The organism is Truepera radiovictrix DSM 17093 (assembly GCF_000092425.1).
Classification (GTDB): Bacteria; Deinococcota; Deinococci; order Deinococcales; family Trueperaceae; genus Truepera; species Truepera radiovictrix.
In genome coordinates this window covers 2,583,722-2,599,371 of the sequence record NC_014221.1, presented here as the reverse complement: position 1 = coordinate 2,599,371, position 15,650 = coordinate 2,583,722, and the positions used below count along the sequence as shown (strand labels likewise).

General features: G+C 70.5%; 12 protein-coding genes and 1 CRISPR repeat array. Of the genes, 6 read left to right on the top strand and 6 right to left on the bottom strand.

Annotation, left to right across the window (positions count from 1 at the left end; genetic code table 11):
• Positions 1-20: 20 nt before the first annotated feature.
• The 3 genes from TRAD_RS11830 to dnaX form a co-directional block, all read right to left on the bottom strand.
• Positions 21-341, bottom strand: a complete 321-nt coding sequence (locus TRAD_RS11830; RefSeq protein ID WP_013178847.1) for a YbaB/EbfC family nucleoid-associated protein — start codon at positions 339-341, stop codon at positions 21-23.
• A 91-nt stretch (positions 342-432) separates the two neighbouring features.
• Positions 433-840, bottom strand: a complete 408-nt coding sequence (locus TRAD_RS11825; RefSeq protein WP_013178846.1) for a hypothetical protein — start codon at positions 838-840, stop codon at positions 433-435.
• A gap of 143 nt (positions 841-983) precedes the next feature.
• Positions 984-2,552, bottom strand: a complete 1,569-nt coding sequence (gene dnaX, locus TRAD_RS11820; protein WP_013178845.1) for a DNA polymerase III subunit gamma/tau — start codon at positions 2,550-2,552, stop codon at positions 984-986.
• 69 nt (positions 2,553-2,621) lie between these two features.
• Here dnaX and TRAD_RS11815 point away from each other — a divergent pair, with 69 nt between their 5' ends.
• Both TRAD_RS11815 and TRAD_RS11810 read left to right on the top strand, forming a co-directional pair.
• Positions 2,622-3,815, top strand: coding sequence for an ATP-binding protein (locus TRAD_RS11815; protein ID WP_013178844.1), 1,194 nt, complete (start codon positions 2,622-2,624; stop codon positions 3,813-3,815).
• Between the two features lie 294 nt (positions 3,816-4,109).
• Positions 4,110-4,637, top strand: a complete 528-nt coding sequence (locus TRAD_RS11810) for a small multi-drug export protein (RefSeq protein ID WP_049773116.1) — start codon at positions 4,110-4,112, stop codon at positions 4,635-4,637.
• A gap of 26 nt (positions 4,638-4,663) precedes the next feature.
• Here the strand turns inward: TRAD_RS11810 and thrB are convergent, their stop codons facing one another.
• Positions 4,664-5,605: a homoserine kinase gene (thrB, locus tag TRAD_RS11805; RefSeq protein WP_221401606.1), complete on the bottom strand. Its 942-nt coding sequence runs from the start codon at positions 5,603-5,605 to the stop codon at positions 4,664-4,666.
• A gap of 8 nt (positions 5,606-5,613) precedes the next feature.
• Positions 5,614-7,098 carry a bifunctional ADP-dependent NAD(P)H-hydrate dehydratase/NAD(P)H-hydrate epimerase gene (locus tag TRAD_RS11800; protein WP_013178841.1) on the bottom strand — a complete coding sequence of 495 codons (1,485 nt, stop codon included), beginning with the start codon at positions 7,096-7,098 and terminating at the stop codon, positions 5,614-5,616.
• A 450-nt stretch (positions 7,099-7,548) separates the two neighbouring features.
• Between TRAD_RS11800 and polA the strand changes: the two genes are divergently transcribed.
• The 4 genes from polA (at position 7,549) to kynU (ending at position 14,798) form a co-directional block, all read left to right on the top strand.
• A complete protein-coding gene (polA, locus tag TRAD_RS11795; RefSeq protein WP_041948016.1) occupies positions 7,549-10,056 on the top strand; it encodes a DNA polymerase I in 2,508 nt (835 codons plus the stop codon).
• A 77-nt stretch (positions 10,057-10,133) separates the two neighbouring features.
• Complete coding sequence (glmM, locus tag TRAD_RS11790) at positions 10,134-11,480, top strand: phosphoglucosamine mutase (RefSeq protein ID WP_013178839.1); 1,347 nt, start codon at positions 10,134-10,136, stop codon at positions 11,478-11,480.
• 341 nt (positions 11,481-11,821) lie between these two features.
• A CRISPR array of direct repeats spans positions 11,822-12,926; the repeat unit is 36 nt; unit sequence GTTGCAAAAGGATCTGCCCCGTCAGGGGATTGAAAC.
• A gap of 78 nt (positions 12,927-13,004) precedes the next feature.
• Complete coding sequence (locus TRAD_RS11785; protein ID WP_013178838.1) at positions 13,005-13,610, top strand: cyclase family protein; 606 nt, start codon at positions 13,005-13,007, stop codon at positions 13,608-13,610.
• Between the two features lie 6 nt (positions 13,611-13,616).
• A complete protein-coding gene (gene kynU, locus TRAD_RS11780; RefSeq protein ID WP_013178837.1) occupies positions 13,617-14,798 on the top strand; it encodes a kynureninase in 1,182 nt (393 codons plus the stop codon).
• Between the two features lies 1 nt (position 14,799).
• Here kynU and TRAD_RS11775 read toward each other — a convergent pair whose 3' ends face one another.
• A complete protein-coding gene (locus tag TRAD_RS11775; RefSeq protein ID WP_013178836.1) occupies positions 14,800-15,645 on the bottom strand; it encodes a patatin-like phospholipase family protein in 846 nt (281 codons plus the stop codon).
• Positions 15,646-15,650 lie beyond the last annotated feature (5 nt).

Genomic DNA, 15,650 nt, shown 5'->3' with positions numbered 1-15,650 from the left:
TCCTGACTTCTGGTGAGCCTTTAGAACATCCCCCCCAGACCGCCCAAGCCCCCGAGGCCGCCCATGGCCGCGCTCATCTCGCTCTCTTGCAGCTCTTTGGCCTTGCGCTGGGCGTCGTTGACGGCGGCCATCACGAGGTCTTCTAAAAGCTCGAGGTCGTCCGGGTCGACCGTGCTCGGGTCGATCTTGATCGCGGTGATGGTCCCCTCGCCGTTGGCGGTCGCCGTGACGAGCCCGCCCCCAGCGCTCCCCTCGACCGAGAGCGTAGCGAGGCGCTCCTGCGCCTCCTGCATCTTCTGCTGGGCGCGTTGGGCTTCTTTCATCAGCTTCTGCATGTTCATGCGCGTCTCCTTGTGTGTGGGTCGACCCGGCTTCGCAACGGCTCCGTCGGGCGGCACCCGCCCTTCACGCGGGCGCTAGCGACCTAATACCTCAGTCTACCGTTTCGCCCTCCTCCAAGCCGTCGTGTGCGTCGCCGTGCAGGGTCTCGGGGGTGTCACGATACGCCGCGTCGCCGTACGCGTCCTCCTCGCTGCGCGGCGCGTGCGCCTGCCACGCGACGAGGCGCCCTGGGAAGAGCGACTGGAGCAGCCGAAACCGCGGGTCGTCCTCGGGGTGCTGCGCCGCTCTGTCGGTGCCCGCTCCGGCGGGGGCGGCGTCCTGGGGCGCGCGCTGCGGCGGGTCGGGGAGCGGCACCTCCTCCCAGAAGTCGGGTGGCAGCTCGTCGGCGAACGCGCTCGCGTCGTCGGGGGGCGCAGCGGGTGTCGGGGCTTCGGGGCCGAGCGGCGCCGTTTCGTCCCGCGCGGCGCGCTCGGGGCGGACGGCGCCGAGCGCGCTCACCCCGGGGGGCGGGACGAGCGGCGCGCTGCCGGGGCCCGGTGGCGGGTCGGGCTGCGGCGGTGGGGCCGCCGCGGCGCGCGGCGCGGCGGGTTCGGCGGGGGGCTCTGGCGGGGTGGGGCGCGGAGCGGCCTCGCGGCGCTCCGCTAGGGCTTTTTTACAAGGTCCCCCTTGGGGCTCTCGAGCTCGAGGCTGAGCGCCTGCCCCGAGACCTGCGCGACGAGCGCCGCGAGCTCCGCCTGGCGTTTAACCGTCTCCTTGTAGTGAAAGTCGTGCGCGAACTTCAGGTGCACGCGCCCGTCTTCGACGGTGACCCGCGCGTCGTTTAAAAAGGCGCGCAGCTGCACCCCCGCTTTGGCGGTGACGTCGCGCCACCGCAGCGGCGCCCCGGCGCTCGCGGCGGCGGGTGCCGTGGCGCTGGGTGTCGTGGCGCTGGATGTCGTTGTGGGTGTCGTGGCGGGCGTCGTGGCGGTCGGCGCGGGCGCCTGGGATGAACGCGGGTGGACGGGGGCGGGGCGGCCGGTCGGGTCGAAGTCGGGTAGGGGCGCGCGCGCGGCGGCCGCGGCTGGGGTTTGGGCCGACGGGCCTACGCGAAAGGGCGGGGTGTCCGGCGCCGGAGTGCGGGTCTCAGCGCTCGTGGCGGGCGGCTGCGGCGCGACGTCGGCGACCGCTTCGGCGGGCACGTTGTGCGTGAGCGCGTTGAGCGTCTTGATGAGCGCGACCTCGAGCGAGAACAGGTCGTCGTAGCGCACGAAGCGCTCCATCTCGTCGTCGAGCGCGTGGAGCGCGCGCAAGAGGTCGCGTTCACCGAGCTCCAAGGTGAAGTCGCCGCCGAGCCCCACGCGCGCGTAGAGCGCCCCGCGCAGCTCGGCGGCGAGCCGTTCGGCGAGGGTGCGCGGGGCGAAGCCGTCGCGGTAAAGAGCGCTCGCTTCGGCGAAGAGCGAGGCCAAGTCGCCCGCCGCGAGGTGCCGCGCGAGCGCCTGGAGGCGCGCCTGCGGGGGCAGCCCGAGCGCCCCTTCGGCGTCCTGCAGGGTGATCGGCGCGCCCGTGGTGAGGAGCCGCTCTAGAAGCGACTCGGCGTCGCGCATGGCGCCGTCGGCGGCGCGCGCGACGAGCGCGAGCGCCCCCTCCTCGGCGCTCACCCCCGCCTCGTGGCAGAGCGCGCGCAGCTTGCTGGCGATCTCCGCTTCGGAAAGCCGGCGGAAGCGGAAGTGCTGGGTGCGCGAGAGGATCGTCGGGGGGAGCTTTTCGGGCTCGGTGGTGGCGAGGATGAAGACGAGCCCCTCGGGGGGCTCCTCGAGCGTCTTTAAGAGCGCGTTCGAGGCCGACTTGGAGAGCATGTGCGCTTCGTCGAGCACCCACACCCGTCGCCCGCCGCGCAGCGACGCGAGGCGCACCTTTTCGCGCAGGTCGCGGATGTCTTCGACCGAGTTGTTGCTGGCCGCGTCGAGTTCGGTGACGTCGGGGTGCGCGCCGCGCCGCACCAAGAGGCACGACTCGCACGCGCCGCACGGTCTGTCCTCCCCTTCGCAGTTGACCGCCATGGCGAGCAGGCGCGCGGTGGTGGTTTTGCCGACGCCGCGCGGGCCGGAGAAGAGGTAGGCGTGACCGACGCGCCCTTTGGCGAGCGCCGCTTGCAGGGGCGCCTTGACGTGTTCTTGACCGACCACCTGAGCAAACGTGATCGGCCTTGCACGTTGGTAGATCGCCGCCATACGCGTTTATGCTATCACCCGACGCGAGCCGGTAGCGCTCGGGGGTGCGCGCCGGTTTATCGTAGGGGGGTGAACCTGTTCGTCTTCGGTGCCCTTGCCGAGCTGCCGTGGTGCCGCGCGCTCGGGCGGCTCGCGCGCCACGAGGCGTGCGCGACCAGCCTCGAGGCGGCCTACTGTGAGCTCTACCGCGCGCTCGGCGAAGCGGGCGCGCGCAGCCTCCCCGACGCCGCCGCCGAGGCGCTCCTCTACCTCGAGACGCCGCTCTCAAAGCGCGCCGAGGCGCCCCCGGAGGGCCTCGTTCGGGGGGGCCGCGCCGACCTGGAGGCCCTCTTGCCGCTCGTGCGCCGCGACTGGCACGCGTACGCCCAGAGCGCTCTGGGGCGCTCCTTGCCCCCGCTGTCGCCCCTGGCCCCGCCCCCCGCCGCGCCCGTCGCTGAGCTCGCCGCGGCGCTCCAGCGCGAGGGCGCCGCGGCGCTGTTGACGCGGTTGCTCGGGCGCTACGCCGCGCACGGCGCGGGCGAGCTGGCGCGCTACGTTGCGTTTCGCTGGAGCGCCGCGGGCGTCCGGGGGATTTCCCACCCCGCGCAACCCGACGCGGCGCGCCTCGTGGGGTTGGAGGGGGCGCTAGAACGCCTTTTTCGCAACATTGAGGCGTTCGTCTCGGGCGCGCCGGGGGCGCAGCACACCCTCCTCTACGGGCCGCGTGGGTCGGGGAAGTCGACCGCTGCTAGGAGCTTGGGGCCGCGTTACGCCGACCGGGGGCTGCGCCTCGTCGAGGTCCCGCCGGAGCGCCTCGGCGACCTTCCGGCGATCCTCGAGGTGCTGCGGGGGCGCCCGCACCGCTACCTGCTCTTTACCGATGACCTCGCGTTCGAGGCGGGCAGCGCCGCCTACGCCCCCCTCAAGTCGCTCCTCGAGGGGTCGCTCGCGGCGCGCCCCGAGAACGTCCTCTTGTGCGCCACCTCTAACCGCCGCCACCTTGTCGGCGAGCGCTTCTCCGACCGCCCCGACCCCCTAGACGACGACGTGCACGCCTGGGACACGCAGCACGAACGCTTGGCCCTGGCCGACCGCTTCGGCCTCGTGATCACGTTTCCCGACGCCACGCAGCGGCGCTACCTGGAGATCGTCCGCGCCCTCGCCGCGCGCGAGCAGCTCGCCGCCAGCGACGAGGCGGCCCTGCGCTTTGCCGCCTGGGGCAACGGCTTTTCTGGGCGCACGGCGCAGCAGTTTATCGAGGTGCTGCGGGCGGGGTTGCTGTAAGCCGCGGTGTCGGGTGGCGGGGGGGACCCCGACGCGTCTTGCGCGTGGCTTGTGGCCCGTGTGTGGACCACGAGCTACAGGCCACGGGCCACGCGCGAACATGAAGCCCCTTTGAGCGTTTTTACACCCCGCTCTTGCCCGCAGAGCGTATGGTAGAGTCAAAGGAACCAAGACCTAGCCGGGGGGCGTCTCTGGGGCGTGTGCGCGCCTCTAGGCGGGCGCTGGCGTCGCCCTACGGCCGCAATCTCGCTACGACTCTGTGAGGTTATTCGTGACACCAACCAAGATGGGCCCATGCGCGCCCGTGGCGCCGCGGAGGGGGCCGTGACGGCGTACCTGATCGGCGCCGCGACGGCGTGGCTGGCCGGCTTTCTGCCCTTTTTCGGGCTCTACGTGGCGATCCCCGCAGCCGTGGCGCTCGGCCTCGACTACGCCTCGGCGACCCTGTGGGCGGCTCTCGGGAACTTCACCCCGATCCTCCTCATCGTCCTCGCCTTCGAGCGTTTGAGGCGGCTTCCGCGCGTCGGCCCTTGGCTCCAGACGCGCACCTCCGAACGCTTTCGCGCGCTCGCCGACCGCTACGGGATGTGGCTCGTGCTCGCGACCACCCCGCTCATCGGGGTGTGGGCGCTCGCGGTCACGGGCGTCGGGCTCGGGATGGACCGCTACCGGCTGGCGGTCTTTTCGGGGCTCAGCATCGCGCTCTACGCCCTGGTGATCACCGCAGGGCTGGCGCTCGGCTTAGAGGCGCTCGAGACGGTCGCCGAGGGGGGCGCCAAGGCCCCGACTTTGAGCCGCTCGCCCTACGCCGAACCCCACTGACCGCGCCACGAACCACAGGCCACGCGCTACGAGCCACCGGCCTCTATCACGTAGCCCGCGCTCGGCGGCAGCGCCAGCACCTCCCCCGCCCCCGCGAACGCCCGCAAGAGCCCCTTGAGGCGCTCGCCGAGCCCGTCGTCGCCGGGGCGTTCGACGTAGATCACCCCGAGCGTCGGCCCCGCGCCGGACAAAAAGGCCGCGCTCGCCCCCGCCCCAAGCAGCGCGCGGCGACAGGCGGCGAGCCCCGGGATGAGGGGTTCACGAAAGGGTTCGTGCAGCCGGTCTTGCGAGGCGACCCCCAGGAGCTCGGGCCGGTCGAGCGCTACCGCGGTCGTCCAGAGGGCGCAGCGGCTCGCGGTAAAGACCGCGTCGTCGCGCCCGTAGCGCGAGGGCAGCACGGCGCGGGCCGCGCTGGTCAAGAGCTCAAAGTCGGGGACGGCAAAGAGCAGCCGCCAGCGCGCGGGCAGAGCGAGCACCTGGGTGAGGTAGCCGTCGCCGTCGCGCTTGGCGGAGACGGTAAAGCCGCCGTAGACCGCCGGCGCGACGTTGTCGGGGTGGCCCTCGAGCGCCGCAGCGACCTCGAAGACCCCCTCCCGCCCGAGCGCCCCCCCCGAAAAGTGGTCGGCGAGCGCGACGCCCGCGACGAGCGCCGCCGACGACGACCCGAGGCCGCGCGCGAGCGGGATCTCGTTGTGCGCCTCGAACCGGACCCGCGGGGCGGGGCGGCCGAGCGCCGCGTAGGCCGCCCGGAACCCCTCGTGGGTGAGGTTGTCGGGGCGGCTCGGGACGCTGCCTGGGCCGCGGTAGAAAAACGCGTCGCAGGGGGCGAGCTGCGCGCGCACCTCGAGGTAGAGCCCCACGGCCAGCCCCAAGCAGTCGAAACCGGGGCCCAGGTTGGCGCTCGTGGCGGGGACGCGGACCCTCGCGCCCTCCGCTTCACCGCCCCCCACGTCGCCCCCCACGTTCACCCCCACGCTCACCGGCCCTCACGGAGCTCCCGCCACGCCTCCGGAAACGCGCCGATGAGATCGGTGGCGATGAGCCCGTCGCCGAAGCGCGCGCCCGCGCGCTCCCCCGCGCGGGCGTGGGCGACGACGCCCGCGCAGGCGCGCTCGAAGAGCGCCCCCTCATCGCTGCACCAGGCGCCCAAAAGGCCCGCCAGCACGTCGCCGGTGCCGCCGGTCGCCATCCCCGGGTGCCCGCCCGCATGGGCGGCCGTGCGCCCGTCGGGGGCGGCGACGACCGTGGTCGCGCCCTTGAGGACGACCACCGCGCCGGTGCGCTCGGCGAGCGTCCGGGCCGCCTCGAGGGGTGCGGTGCGAACTGCCTTGGCGGACGTTTCGAGGAGCTTCGCCGCCTCGCCGTGGTGCGGGGTGAGGACGCAGCGGCCGTGGTCGCGCACCGCGCGCTCCCAAGCGTCGCCGCCCCCCAGGGCGCCCGCGTCGAGCACCGTCGGTACGCGCCGCTGCCCGATAAGGGCCGGCAGCACCGCCGCCGCGCGGCGGTCGAGCCCGGGGCCGATCAGGCGCACCTGCGCGCGGTTCTCGCCGAGTTCGGCGAGCGTCCCCAAGGGGTCGTGGTCCCACGCCAGGCGTTCGTGGATGATCTCCGGCCAGGTCCCCGGAAAGCTCCCCTCTGAGGCCAGCGTCACGAGCCCCGCCCCCGCGCGGAGCGCCGCGCGGCAGGCCATCTCGGCCGCGCCCAAGTAGGTCGCTGAGCCCGCGATGACGAGCAGGGTGCCGACCTCGTACTTGTGGGTGTCGGGGGCGCGCGTCGGCAGATGGGCGCGAACCCCATCGGGGGAGAGCACCGTGACGCTGGCGTGGGCCTCGAGGATCGCCTTGGGAATCCCGATGTCGGCGACCTCGGCCGCGCCGAAAGCGGCCCGGGCGGGGTGAAAGAGGCTGGCGACCTTGGCACCAGCGAGCTGCACCGTGCGCGTCGCCCGCACGTGCGGCCCGAGCAGCTCGCCCGTGTCCGACGCGACGCCCGAGGGCACGTCGACGCTCAGGACCTCGCAGCCGCTCGCGTTGACGCGCGCCACGGCCGCCGCGACCTCCCCCTCAAGCGGCCGCGTCAAGCCGCTGCCAAAGAGCGCGTCGACGACGAGGGGGCGCCCCTCGAGCGCGCGCGTGAGCGCCGCCTCCTCCAGGGGCCGAGGCGTGAGGCCGTGCGCGAGGAGCGCCCGCCGCATCGTGCGGGCGTCGTCCGAACGCGGCGCGCTCGAGAGCTCGAGGACGCTGACGCGCCGCGACGCGAGCAGGTGCCGCGCCGCCACGTAGCCGTCGCCGCCGTTGTTGCCCCCACCGCAGAGGACGAGCACCTCGGGGTGCGCAAAGTGGCGGGTGACGGCGTCCGCGACCGCGCGCCCCGCCGCCTCCATCAGCAGAAGCAGCGGGATCCCCGCATCCGCGGCCGCCTGGTCGGCGGCGCGCATCTCGTGGGCGGAAAAGAGCTTCATGGGGCAACTATAGCAACGCGTGCGGGCGCCCATCGTGCCGGGGTCAGCGCCACTCCGGGCTCGGGGCAAAAGGGCGGGACCCCCCACCGGAAGCCGCCTCGCGTGCACCGACGGCAATCCACCGGGGGCAAGGGTGTCGGCGTCCACAGGACGACGCGAGGTGGGTCGGTCCCGCCCCTCCACTGTGGGGCGCTTTAGCGGCCGAACACTATAGAGCGAGGTACAAAGCAGAGCGAGGTACAAAGCGCCGCGTGCTCCAGCGCTTCGGGGCGCGCCCCGCCGCCGACGGCCCGTGGGCGCCCGGCGCGGTAAACTCGCGTATGCTTACGCCTAACCCCTTGCAGGACGCGCGTCGTGGCTGAGGCGCCGCCGGATAGCGCGCAGCGGGCGCTCGGCCTTGGCGCCACGGACGACCCGGGCGACGCGCGCCGCCCCACGAACGGGCACAAGATCGTCATCATCGACGGGCACGCGCTCGCCTTTCGCTCCTACTACGCCATTCGCGAGCTCTCCAACTCGCGCGGCGAGCCGACAAACGCGATCTACGGCTTTCTCCGCTCGCTGCTGCGCATCTTGGCCGAGGAGGGGGAGTTCGACGCGACGGTGGTGACCTTCGACGCGCCCGCCAAGAGCTTTCGCCACGAGCAGTTCGAGGGCTACAAGGCGGGGCGGCGCGACACCCCCGAGGACCTGCCGGAGCAGATCCGGATCATCAAGCAGCTCGTCGACCTTTTGGGGCTCTACCGGATCGAGGTGCCCGGGCTCGAGGCGGACGACCTCATCGGCACCATCGCCGCGCGCTGCGCCGAAAAGGGCTACACCGTCGAGATCGTCACCTCCGACCGCGACGCCTATCAGCTCGTGTCGGACAGGGTCTATGTGCGTGGGCTCGCCAAAGCCGAGCGCTTCGGCCCCGACGAGGTGTTTGAAAAGTTCGGTGTGCGCGTCGATCAGTGGGTCGACTTTCGCGCGCTCACCGGCGACGCCTCGGACAACATCCCCGGCGCCAAGGGCATCGGCCCCAAGACCGCCGCCAAGCTGCTGCAAGACTACGGGTCGCTCGACGCCATCTTGGAGAACCTGGAGCGGGTGAAACCCGAGAGCGCCGCGAAAAAGGTGCGCGCCAGCCTGGAGGACGTGAAGTTTTCACGCGAGCTGTCGCGCATCATCACCGACGCCGACCTTACGGTCACACCCGAGGTGTGGGCGCAGCGCGAACCGCAGCGCGAGGCGCTGCGCGAGCTTTTGGAGCGCCTCGAGTTCGGCTCGATCATCCGCGAGTTGGGGCTCACCCCCGCCCAGGGGGGGGCGCCGGAGGCGGCGGCGCGCCAGAGCTACCGGACGGCGCGCCTCGAAGACCTCTTTTTCGGCGGTTCGCTCGGGTTCGTGCTCTCCGACGTCTCGCCCATGACGGGGGAGCTGTTGGAGCTCGCCGTGGCCGCCGGCGGGGCGGTCGCCGAGGTGCCGCCGGAGCGCGCGCTCGAGCTGCTGCGCAGCGAGGAGGTGCTGCACGCGGCCGACGCCAAGGCGCTGGCGGTGTACGCGCAGCGCTGCGGCCTCGAGGTCCGCCCGGGCGACGACCCGCTCTTGATGGCCTACGTGCTCGACCCCAGCGCCGCCGACCCCGAGACCCTGACGCGGCGCTACGGCACCCCCGCGTGGGGGGCGACGGCGGTGGCGCGGGCGGTCGCGACCGCCGAGCTGAGCCGCACCCTGCGCCCCAAGCTGGCGGGGGCGCTCCGGCGGCTCTACGAGGAGATCGAGCGGCCCGTGGCCGAGGTGCTCGCGCACATGGAGGTCACGGGCGTCCGCCTCGACACCGCCGCCCTCGCGGCGCAGTCAGAAAGCCTGGCCGAGAAGCTCGCCGCGCTCGAGCGCGAGGTGCGCGAGCTCGCGGGCAACCCGAACCTCAACCTCAACTCGCGCGACCAGTTAGCCGAGCTCCTTTTTGAAAAGCTCGAGCTGCAAGCGGGCCGCAAGACGAGCACCGGCAAACGCTCGACCGCCGTGAGCGCACTAGAGCCCCTTAAAGACGCGCACCCCGTGGTGCCCCTTATCCTGGAGTACCGCGAGCTCGCGAAACTCAAGAGCACCTACTTAGACCCTTTGCCGCGGCTTATCAACCCGCACACTGGGCGGCTCCACACCACCTTCAACCAGACCGCCACGGCCACCGGGCGCCTCTCGAGCGCCAACCCGAACCTGCAGAACATCCCCGTGCGCACCGCCGTGGGGCGCGAGATCCGGCGCGCTTTCGTCGCCGACGAGGGCGCGACGCTGCTCGTGGCCGACTACTCGCAGATCGAGCTGCGCATCCTCGCGCACATCACCGGCGAGGAGGCGCTCGTCGAGACCTTCCGGCGCGGCGAGGACATCCACCGCCGCACCGCCGCGCAGATCTTCGGCGTCCCCCCCGAGGCGGTCACACCGGAAGGGCGGCGCGTCGCGAAAGTGATCAACTTCGGTGTCCTCTACGGGATGTCGGCGCACCGCCTGGCGCGCGAGCTGAGCATCCCCTACGCCGAAGCCGACGCCTTTATCCGCTCCTACTTCGAGGGCTACCCGAAGGTGCGCGCCTACATCGACGAGACCCTCGCCTTCGCCCGCGACAAGGGCTACGTCGAGACGCTCTTCGGCCGCCGCCGCCCGATCCCCGACATCAGGAGCAGCAACCGCAACGCCCGCGAGTACGCCGAGCGCACCGCCTACAACATGCCCATCCAGGGGACGCAGGCCGACATCGTCAAGCTCGCCATGGTGAGGCTTTTGCCGCGCCTTAAAGCGCACGGGGCGAAGCTGCTTTTGCAGGTGCACGACGAGCTCGTGCTCGAGGCGCCCGAGGGGGCCGCCGAGGCGGTCGCGGCGGAGGTCAAAGCGGTCATGGAGGGGGCCTTTGCGATGCGCGTACCCCTAGTTGCCGAGGTCGGGCGGGGGCGCAACTGGCTCGAGGCCAAGTAGTCAGGGGCCAAGTAGCGGGGGCAAGATAAAGTGCATCTTAAGCTTCCCTTAAGCTCTCTCACGCTACAATACCCGGTATGGTGAGACGCTATTTCGGTACCGACGGCATCCGTGGGGTCGCCGGTCGCCCCCCCATGACCGCGGAGTTCGCTTTTAAAGTCGGCGTCGCCGCCGCCGAGGTGCTCGCGCAGCACGGCCGCGCGGACCGCTCGGGGGCGCCCACCCTCCTTCTCGGCCGCGACACGCGGCGCTCAGGGCAGATGCTCGCCTTCGCGCTCGCCGCCGGCCTCACCTCGAGGGGGGCGCACGTGCGCGACCTCGGCGTGCTGCCGACCCCCGGGGTGTCGTTTCTCTGCCGCGAGCTCCAAGCCGACGCGGGCGTGGTGATCAGCGCCTCACACAACCCCTTCGACGACAACGGCATCAAGTTCTTTAACCGCGAGGGGGAAAAGCTCCCCGACGCGCTCGAGGCCGAGATCGAGGCGCTGCTCGCGCGCACGCACGAGCTAGGTGAGGTCACGGGCGCCGAGATCGGCGAGGCGAGCACCTTTACCACCAACGGGTCGCACCCCTACCGCGACTTTCTGCTCTCGCACGGCCCCGACCTGAGCGGCCTCAAGGTCGCCCTCGACTGCGCCCACGGCGCCGCCTACCGCCTCGCGCCGGAGGTCTTTCGCGCGCTCGGCGCCGACGTGCGCACCCTGCACGCCGAACCCGACGGCCTCAACATCAACACCCGCTGCGGCTCCACCCACCCCGCCGCGCTGCAGCGCTTCGTCGCGGCCGAAAACCTAGACCTCGGCGTCACCTTCGACGGCGACGCCGACCGCGCGCTCCTCGTCGACCGCCGCGGGCGCCTCGTCACGGGCGACCACATGCTCGCCATCTGCGCGCTGCACCGCGGCGAACGGGCGGTCGTCTCGACGGTGATGGGCAACTTGGGGCTCGAGCACTTTCTGCGCTCGCACGGCGTCGCCTTTCACCGCGCGCCGGTCGGCGACCGCTACGTACACGCGATGCTCCGCGCCGAAGGCCTCACCCTGGGCGGCGAGCAGTCGGGGCACCTGCTCTTTCTCGACAAAGCCCCCACCGGCGACGGCATCTTGAGCGCCCTGCAGACGCTCGCGGCGGTGCGCGCTTCGGGGAAACCGCTCGAAGCGTGGTTTGACGCCATCACCATGTACCCGCAGACGCTCCTCAACGTCCGCGTGGCGCCGGAGACCAAGGCCAAGGTCGCCGAGCACACCCACGTCGTCGCCGCGCTCGAGCTCGCCAAAGCGCGCCTCAACGGCGAGGGGCGCGTCAATTTGCGCCCCTCCGGCACCGAGCCTTTGGTGCGGGTCATGGTCGAGGGGCGCGACCCCGTGGTGATCGAACAGGTCGCCCGCGACCTCGCCTCGGTGGTCGAACGGGCGGCCTTTTAACCCCCCCGCGCCCACCGCGCGCCGCGTTGCCCACCCGGGTGACGCGGCGCTGCGGCTTTCGCGAGCACCCCAGCACCGGCCCACCCCGCCACCCCACCTCCCCAGCTGCATAACCCCGCAGCGTATGTTATCCTTATACCGTCACGCCCCCACCGTGACGCGCACCTTGACAACCCGCGCCGACCGAGAACGTTTCAGCGTTTGTCAGTCATCTTTAGCAGTTATCCACAGCCCGCGCCTCGTCCTTTTGGGGTTATCCACAGGCCAAGCTGTGGATAACTTGAAGGGTGCAAATTGACCCCTCGAAAACCCCTTGCCAGACGGCCCTTCCAGAGGGTAGAGTTGCAAAAGGATCTGCCCCGTCAGGGGATTGAAACACATCTCACGTTTTACGGAGACGGTCAACAAACTCGCCATGTTGCAAAAGGATCTGCCCCGTCAGGGGATTGAAACTTTAAAATTAACTATCATTTCTCCCCTCCAAATGCTTGTGAGTTGCAAAAGGATCTGCCCCGTCAGGGGATTGAAACACACGCGTACCGGCGGCGTCGAGGTTGCGGCGCTCGAGGTGCGGTTGCAAAAGGATCTGCCCCGTCAGGGGATTGAAACAGGAGCGTCTCGTAGGCAGTCCTATCTTTCCTAGGGTCTGTGGTTGCAAAAGGATCTGCCCCGTCAGGGGATTGAAACTGAAGCGTCGCCGGTCGTCTCTGATCACGTTCGGGTTGAGTTGCAAAAGGATCTGCCCCGTCAGGGGATTGAAACTTAACGCAGTCCTCGTACTGCATCTCCGCTCCTTTCTAGTAGTTGCAAAAGGATCTGCCCCGTCAGGGGATTGAAACACGTGTGACGTACGCCCAACCCACTTGACCTGAGTCCCAGGTTGCAAAAGGATCTGCCCCGTCAGGGGATTGAAACCTCTCGTCCACCGAGTAGAACTCGTTGTCAGTAACGTCAAGTTGCAAAAGGATCTGCCCCGTCAGGGGATTGAAACTCGACACCCCGTAACTCAGCCGGGATGTTTAAGAGTGTTGCAAAAGGATCTGCCCCGTCAGGGGATTGAAACAAGTATGCGGCCCCATGTACGACGAGGTAGATGTCCCCCGGTTGCAAAAGGATCTGCCCCGTCAGGGGATTGAAACTCGATACCGGCGCGCTCGACATGCGCGTGCCAGGACTCTGTTGCAAAAGGATCTGCCCCGTCAGGGGATTGAAACCCGCCTGAGTCTGGGGGACGCTCCCCTCGGCGTCAAAACCTGTTGCAAAAGGATCTGCCCCGTCAGGGGATTGAAACCGGTGCCGCCGAACTCAAAAGTGCCCATGTCGTAGCCGGTGGTTGCAAAAGGATCTGCCCCGTCAGGGGATTGAAACAAAACCTCGTCAACCGCAAGCCATGTTACGTTTCGGATGCGGGTTGCAAAAGGATCTGCCCCGTCAGGGGATTGAAACCGGACGAGGGGGGTTCGCCGCTAGGGTTTCGGGTTCTGGAGCGCTCTAAAGCTTCAGACGGGTGCGTTAGAGTAGCGCATGATCGACCTTACCCGCGCCCTCTATCGGGGGCACCCCAACTGGCCCGGTGACACGCCCTTTACGCTCGAGCCCACCTCCAAGATCGCCGAGGGCGCCGCTGTCAACGTCATGGCGCTCTCGACCTCGACGCACGTGGGTACGCACCTCGACGCGCCGTACCACTACGACGAGGACGGGGTGCGTCTGGGGGAGGTGGCGCTCGAGCGGCTAAGCGGCCCCGCGCAGGTGATCTACGCCCTGGCGGGGCTCGAGGCGGGGCTTTTGGAGCCCTTTCCCAGGCTCCCCGAGCGGGTGCTCTTCTTTACCGGTCAGCCCGAGGTGTGGGAGGCGTTTCCGGAGCGCTTTCACACCTTTTCACCCGAGGTCATCCACCTGCTGGCGGACCGCGGGGTGCGGCTCATCGGTACGGACGCGCCGAGTGTGGACGCGCTAAACAGCAAGGACCTCCCGGCGCACCGGGCGTGTGCCGAGCGCGACGTGCTTATCCTCGAGGGGCTCAACCTGCAGGGTGTGAACGAGGGGCGTTACGAGCTCCTCTGTTTGCCCCTCAACCTCCCCGAGGCCGACGCTTCGCCGGTGCGGGCCGTGCTGCGCAAGCCCTAGGCCGACGTGAAACGCGACGCCTTTTTGCTGCCGCGCGGCATCTACCTAGACGGCAACTCGCTGGGACCCCTCTGCTACGGGGCGCAGGCGGCCATCGAGCGCCGCTTGAAGGGGTGGCAGCACCTGGCGGTGAGCGCCTGGGAGGAGTGGTTTGGTCTCGCCGAGCGCCTTTCGCCCGCGCTCGCCAAGCTCGTGGGGGCGCGTCCGGACGAGGTCATCGCCACGGGCAGCATCACGAGCAACCTGCACGCGCTGCTCGCGACCTTCTACCGCCCCGAGGGGGCGCGCCGCAACCTGCTGGCGACCGCGCTGGACTTCCCCAGCGACCTCTACGCGCTCGCGGCGTGGGCGGAGCGCGGGGGCGGCGAGCTTAAACTCGTGCCCTCGCGCGACGGGCACACGCTGCACGAAGAGGACCTCCTGGCGGCCCTGACGCCCGACGTCGCCGTGGCCGTGCTGCCGACCGTGCTCTACCGGAGCGGGCAGCTGCTAGACGTCGCGGCGCTGACGCGCGCCGCGCACGAGGCGGGGGTGCTCATCGGTTGGGACGCGGCGCACTCCATCGGCGCGGTACCGCACGACTTTCATGACGACGGGGTGGACTTCGCGGTGTGGTGCTCGTACAAGTACCTCAACGCGGGGCCGGGGGCGCCGGGGGGGCTCTTCGTCCACGAACGGCACTTTGAGCGCGCGCCGGGGCTGCCGGGGTGGTGGGGGAGCGACAAGGCGGTGCAGTTCGAGATGGCCCCCACCTTTCGCAAGGCGCGCGGCGCGGGGGCCTTTCAGATGGGGACGCCGAGCATCCTGGCGCTTGCAGGGCTCGAGGGCGCTCTGGGCGTCTTCGAGGAGGTGACGATCGCGGACGTCCGGCAGCGGTCTCTGGCGCTCACGGACTACCTCATCGCGCTCGCCGATACGCACCTGCCGGAGTGTTCCGTCAAGACGCCGCGCGACCCGCGCGCGCGGGGGGCGCACGTCGCGCTCGAGCACCCCGAAGCGCACCTGCTGAGCCTCGCGCTGCGCGCGCGCCACATCATCCCCGACTACCGCGCACCCAACTTGTTGCGGCTCGCGCCCGTGGCGCTCTACAACACCGAAGCGGAGCTTGAACAGACCGTCGCGGCGCTGCAGGAGCTGCTGCGGAGCGGGGCGCACCGGGCGTTTCGGGCGGCTGGCGGGGTGACGTGAGTCAGGCGTCTTCGGCGGACGTGACCGCGCGCGTGACGCGTTTGAGCTCGTCCGCCGCGCGGCTCACGGCCTCATAACCGAGCTCGTAAGCCTCCTCGAAGCGGCCGAAATCCTGGATGTCGAAGTCGTCGCTGAGCGCCGGTCTGATCCACAGGTCGGGGGGGTGCATGGCGGCGAGCAGCTCGATGAGCCGCGACTGGGTGATCGTGTAGGCTTTTTCAAGCACGCGCGCGATCATCGGGATGCGGCCGTCGAACGAGCCCTTGAGGCGCCCCCACAGCCCCGCGTCCTCGGCGGGGAGGTCGAGGCGGGCGGTAGGGGAGGGGCGGGTGTCGAGCGCGACGACCCGCGCCGAGGTCAGGGGGCGGATGAGGTCGAGGGGGAAGTTGTTGAGCAGCCCGCCGTCGACGAGCGTGCGGCCGGCGTGCTCGATGGGCAAGAAAAGCCCCGGAAAAGCGTTGCTGGCGCACACGGCGGGGACGAGGGGGCCGGCGCTAAAGACCACCTGCTCGGCGCTCTGAATGTCGGTAGCGGGAACCGCGAGGGGGACTTTGAGCGCGTCGAAGGTCTCCGGCAGGTGCTCGGCCAAAAACGCCGCGATGTTTTCGTGTCCGCTGAGCCCCGCACCGCCTTTGACGCGCAAGAGGGCGCCGTAGTCGGCGTTGCAGAGGATCTCGGCGATGGCTTCGGCGCGGTGCCCCGCGGCGTAGAACGCGCCGATAATGGCCCCCGCCGAGTTGCCCGCAATCGCGGTCACCTCGGCACCTTGCTCCTCGAGGGCTCTAAGCGCCCCTACCTGCGCGAAGCAGCGGGCGCCGCCGCCGCTTAAGACCAAACCGATCTGCATGCGGC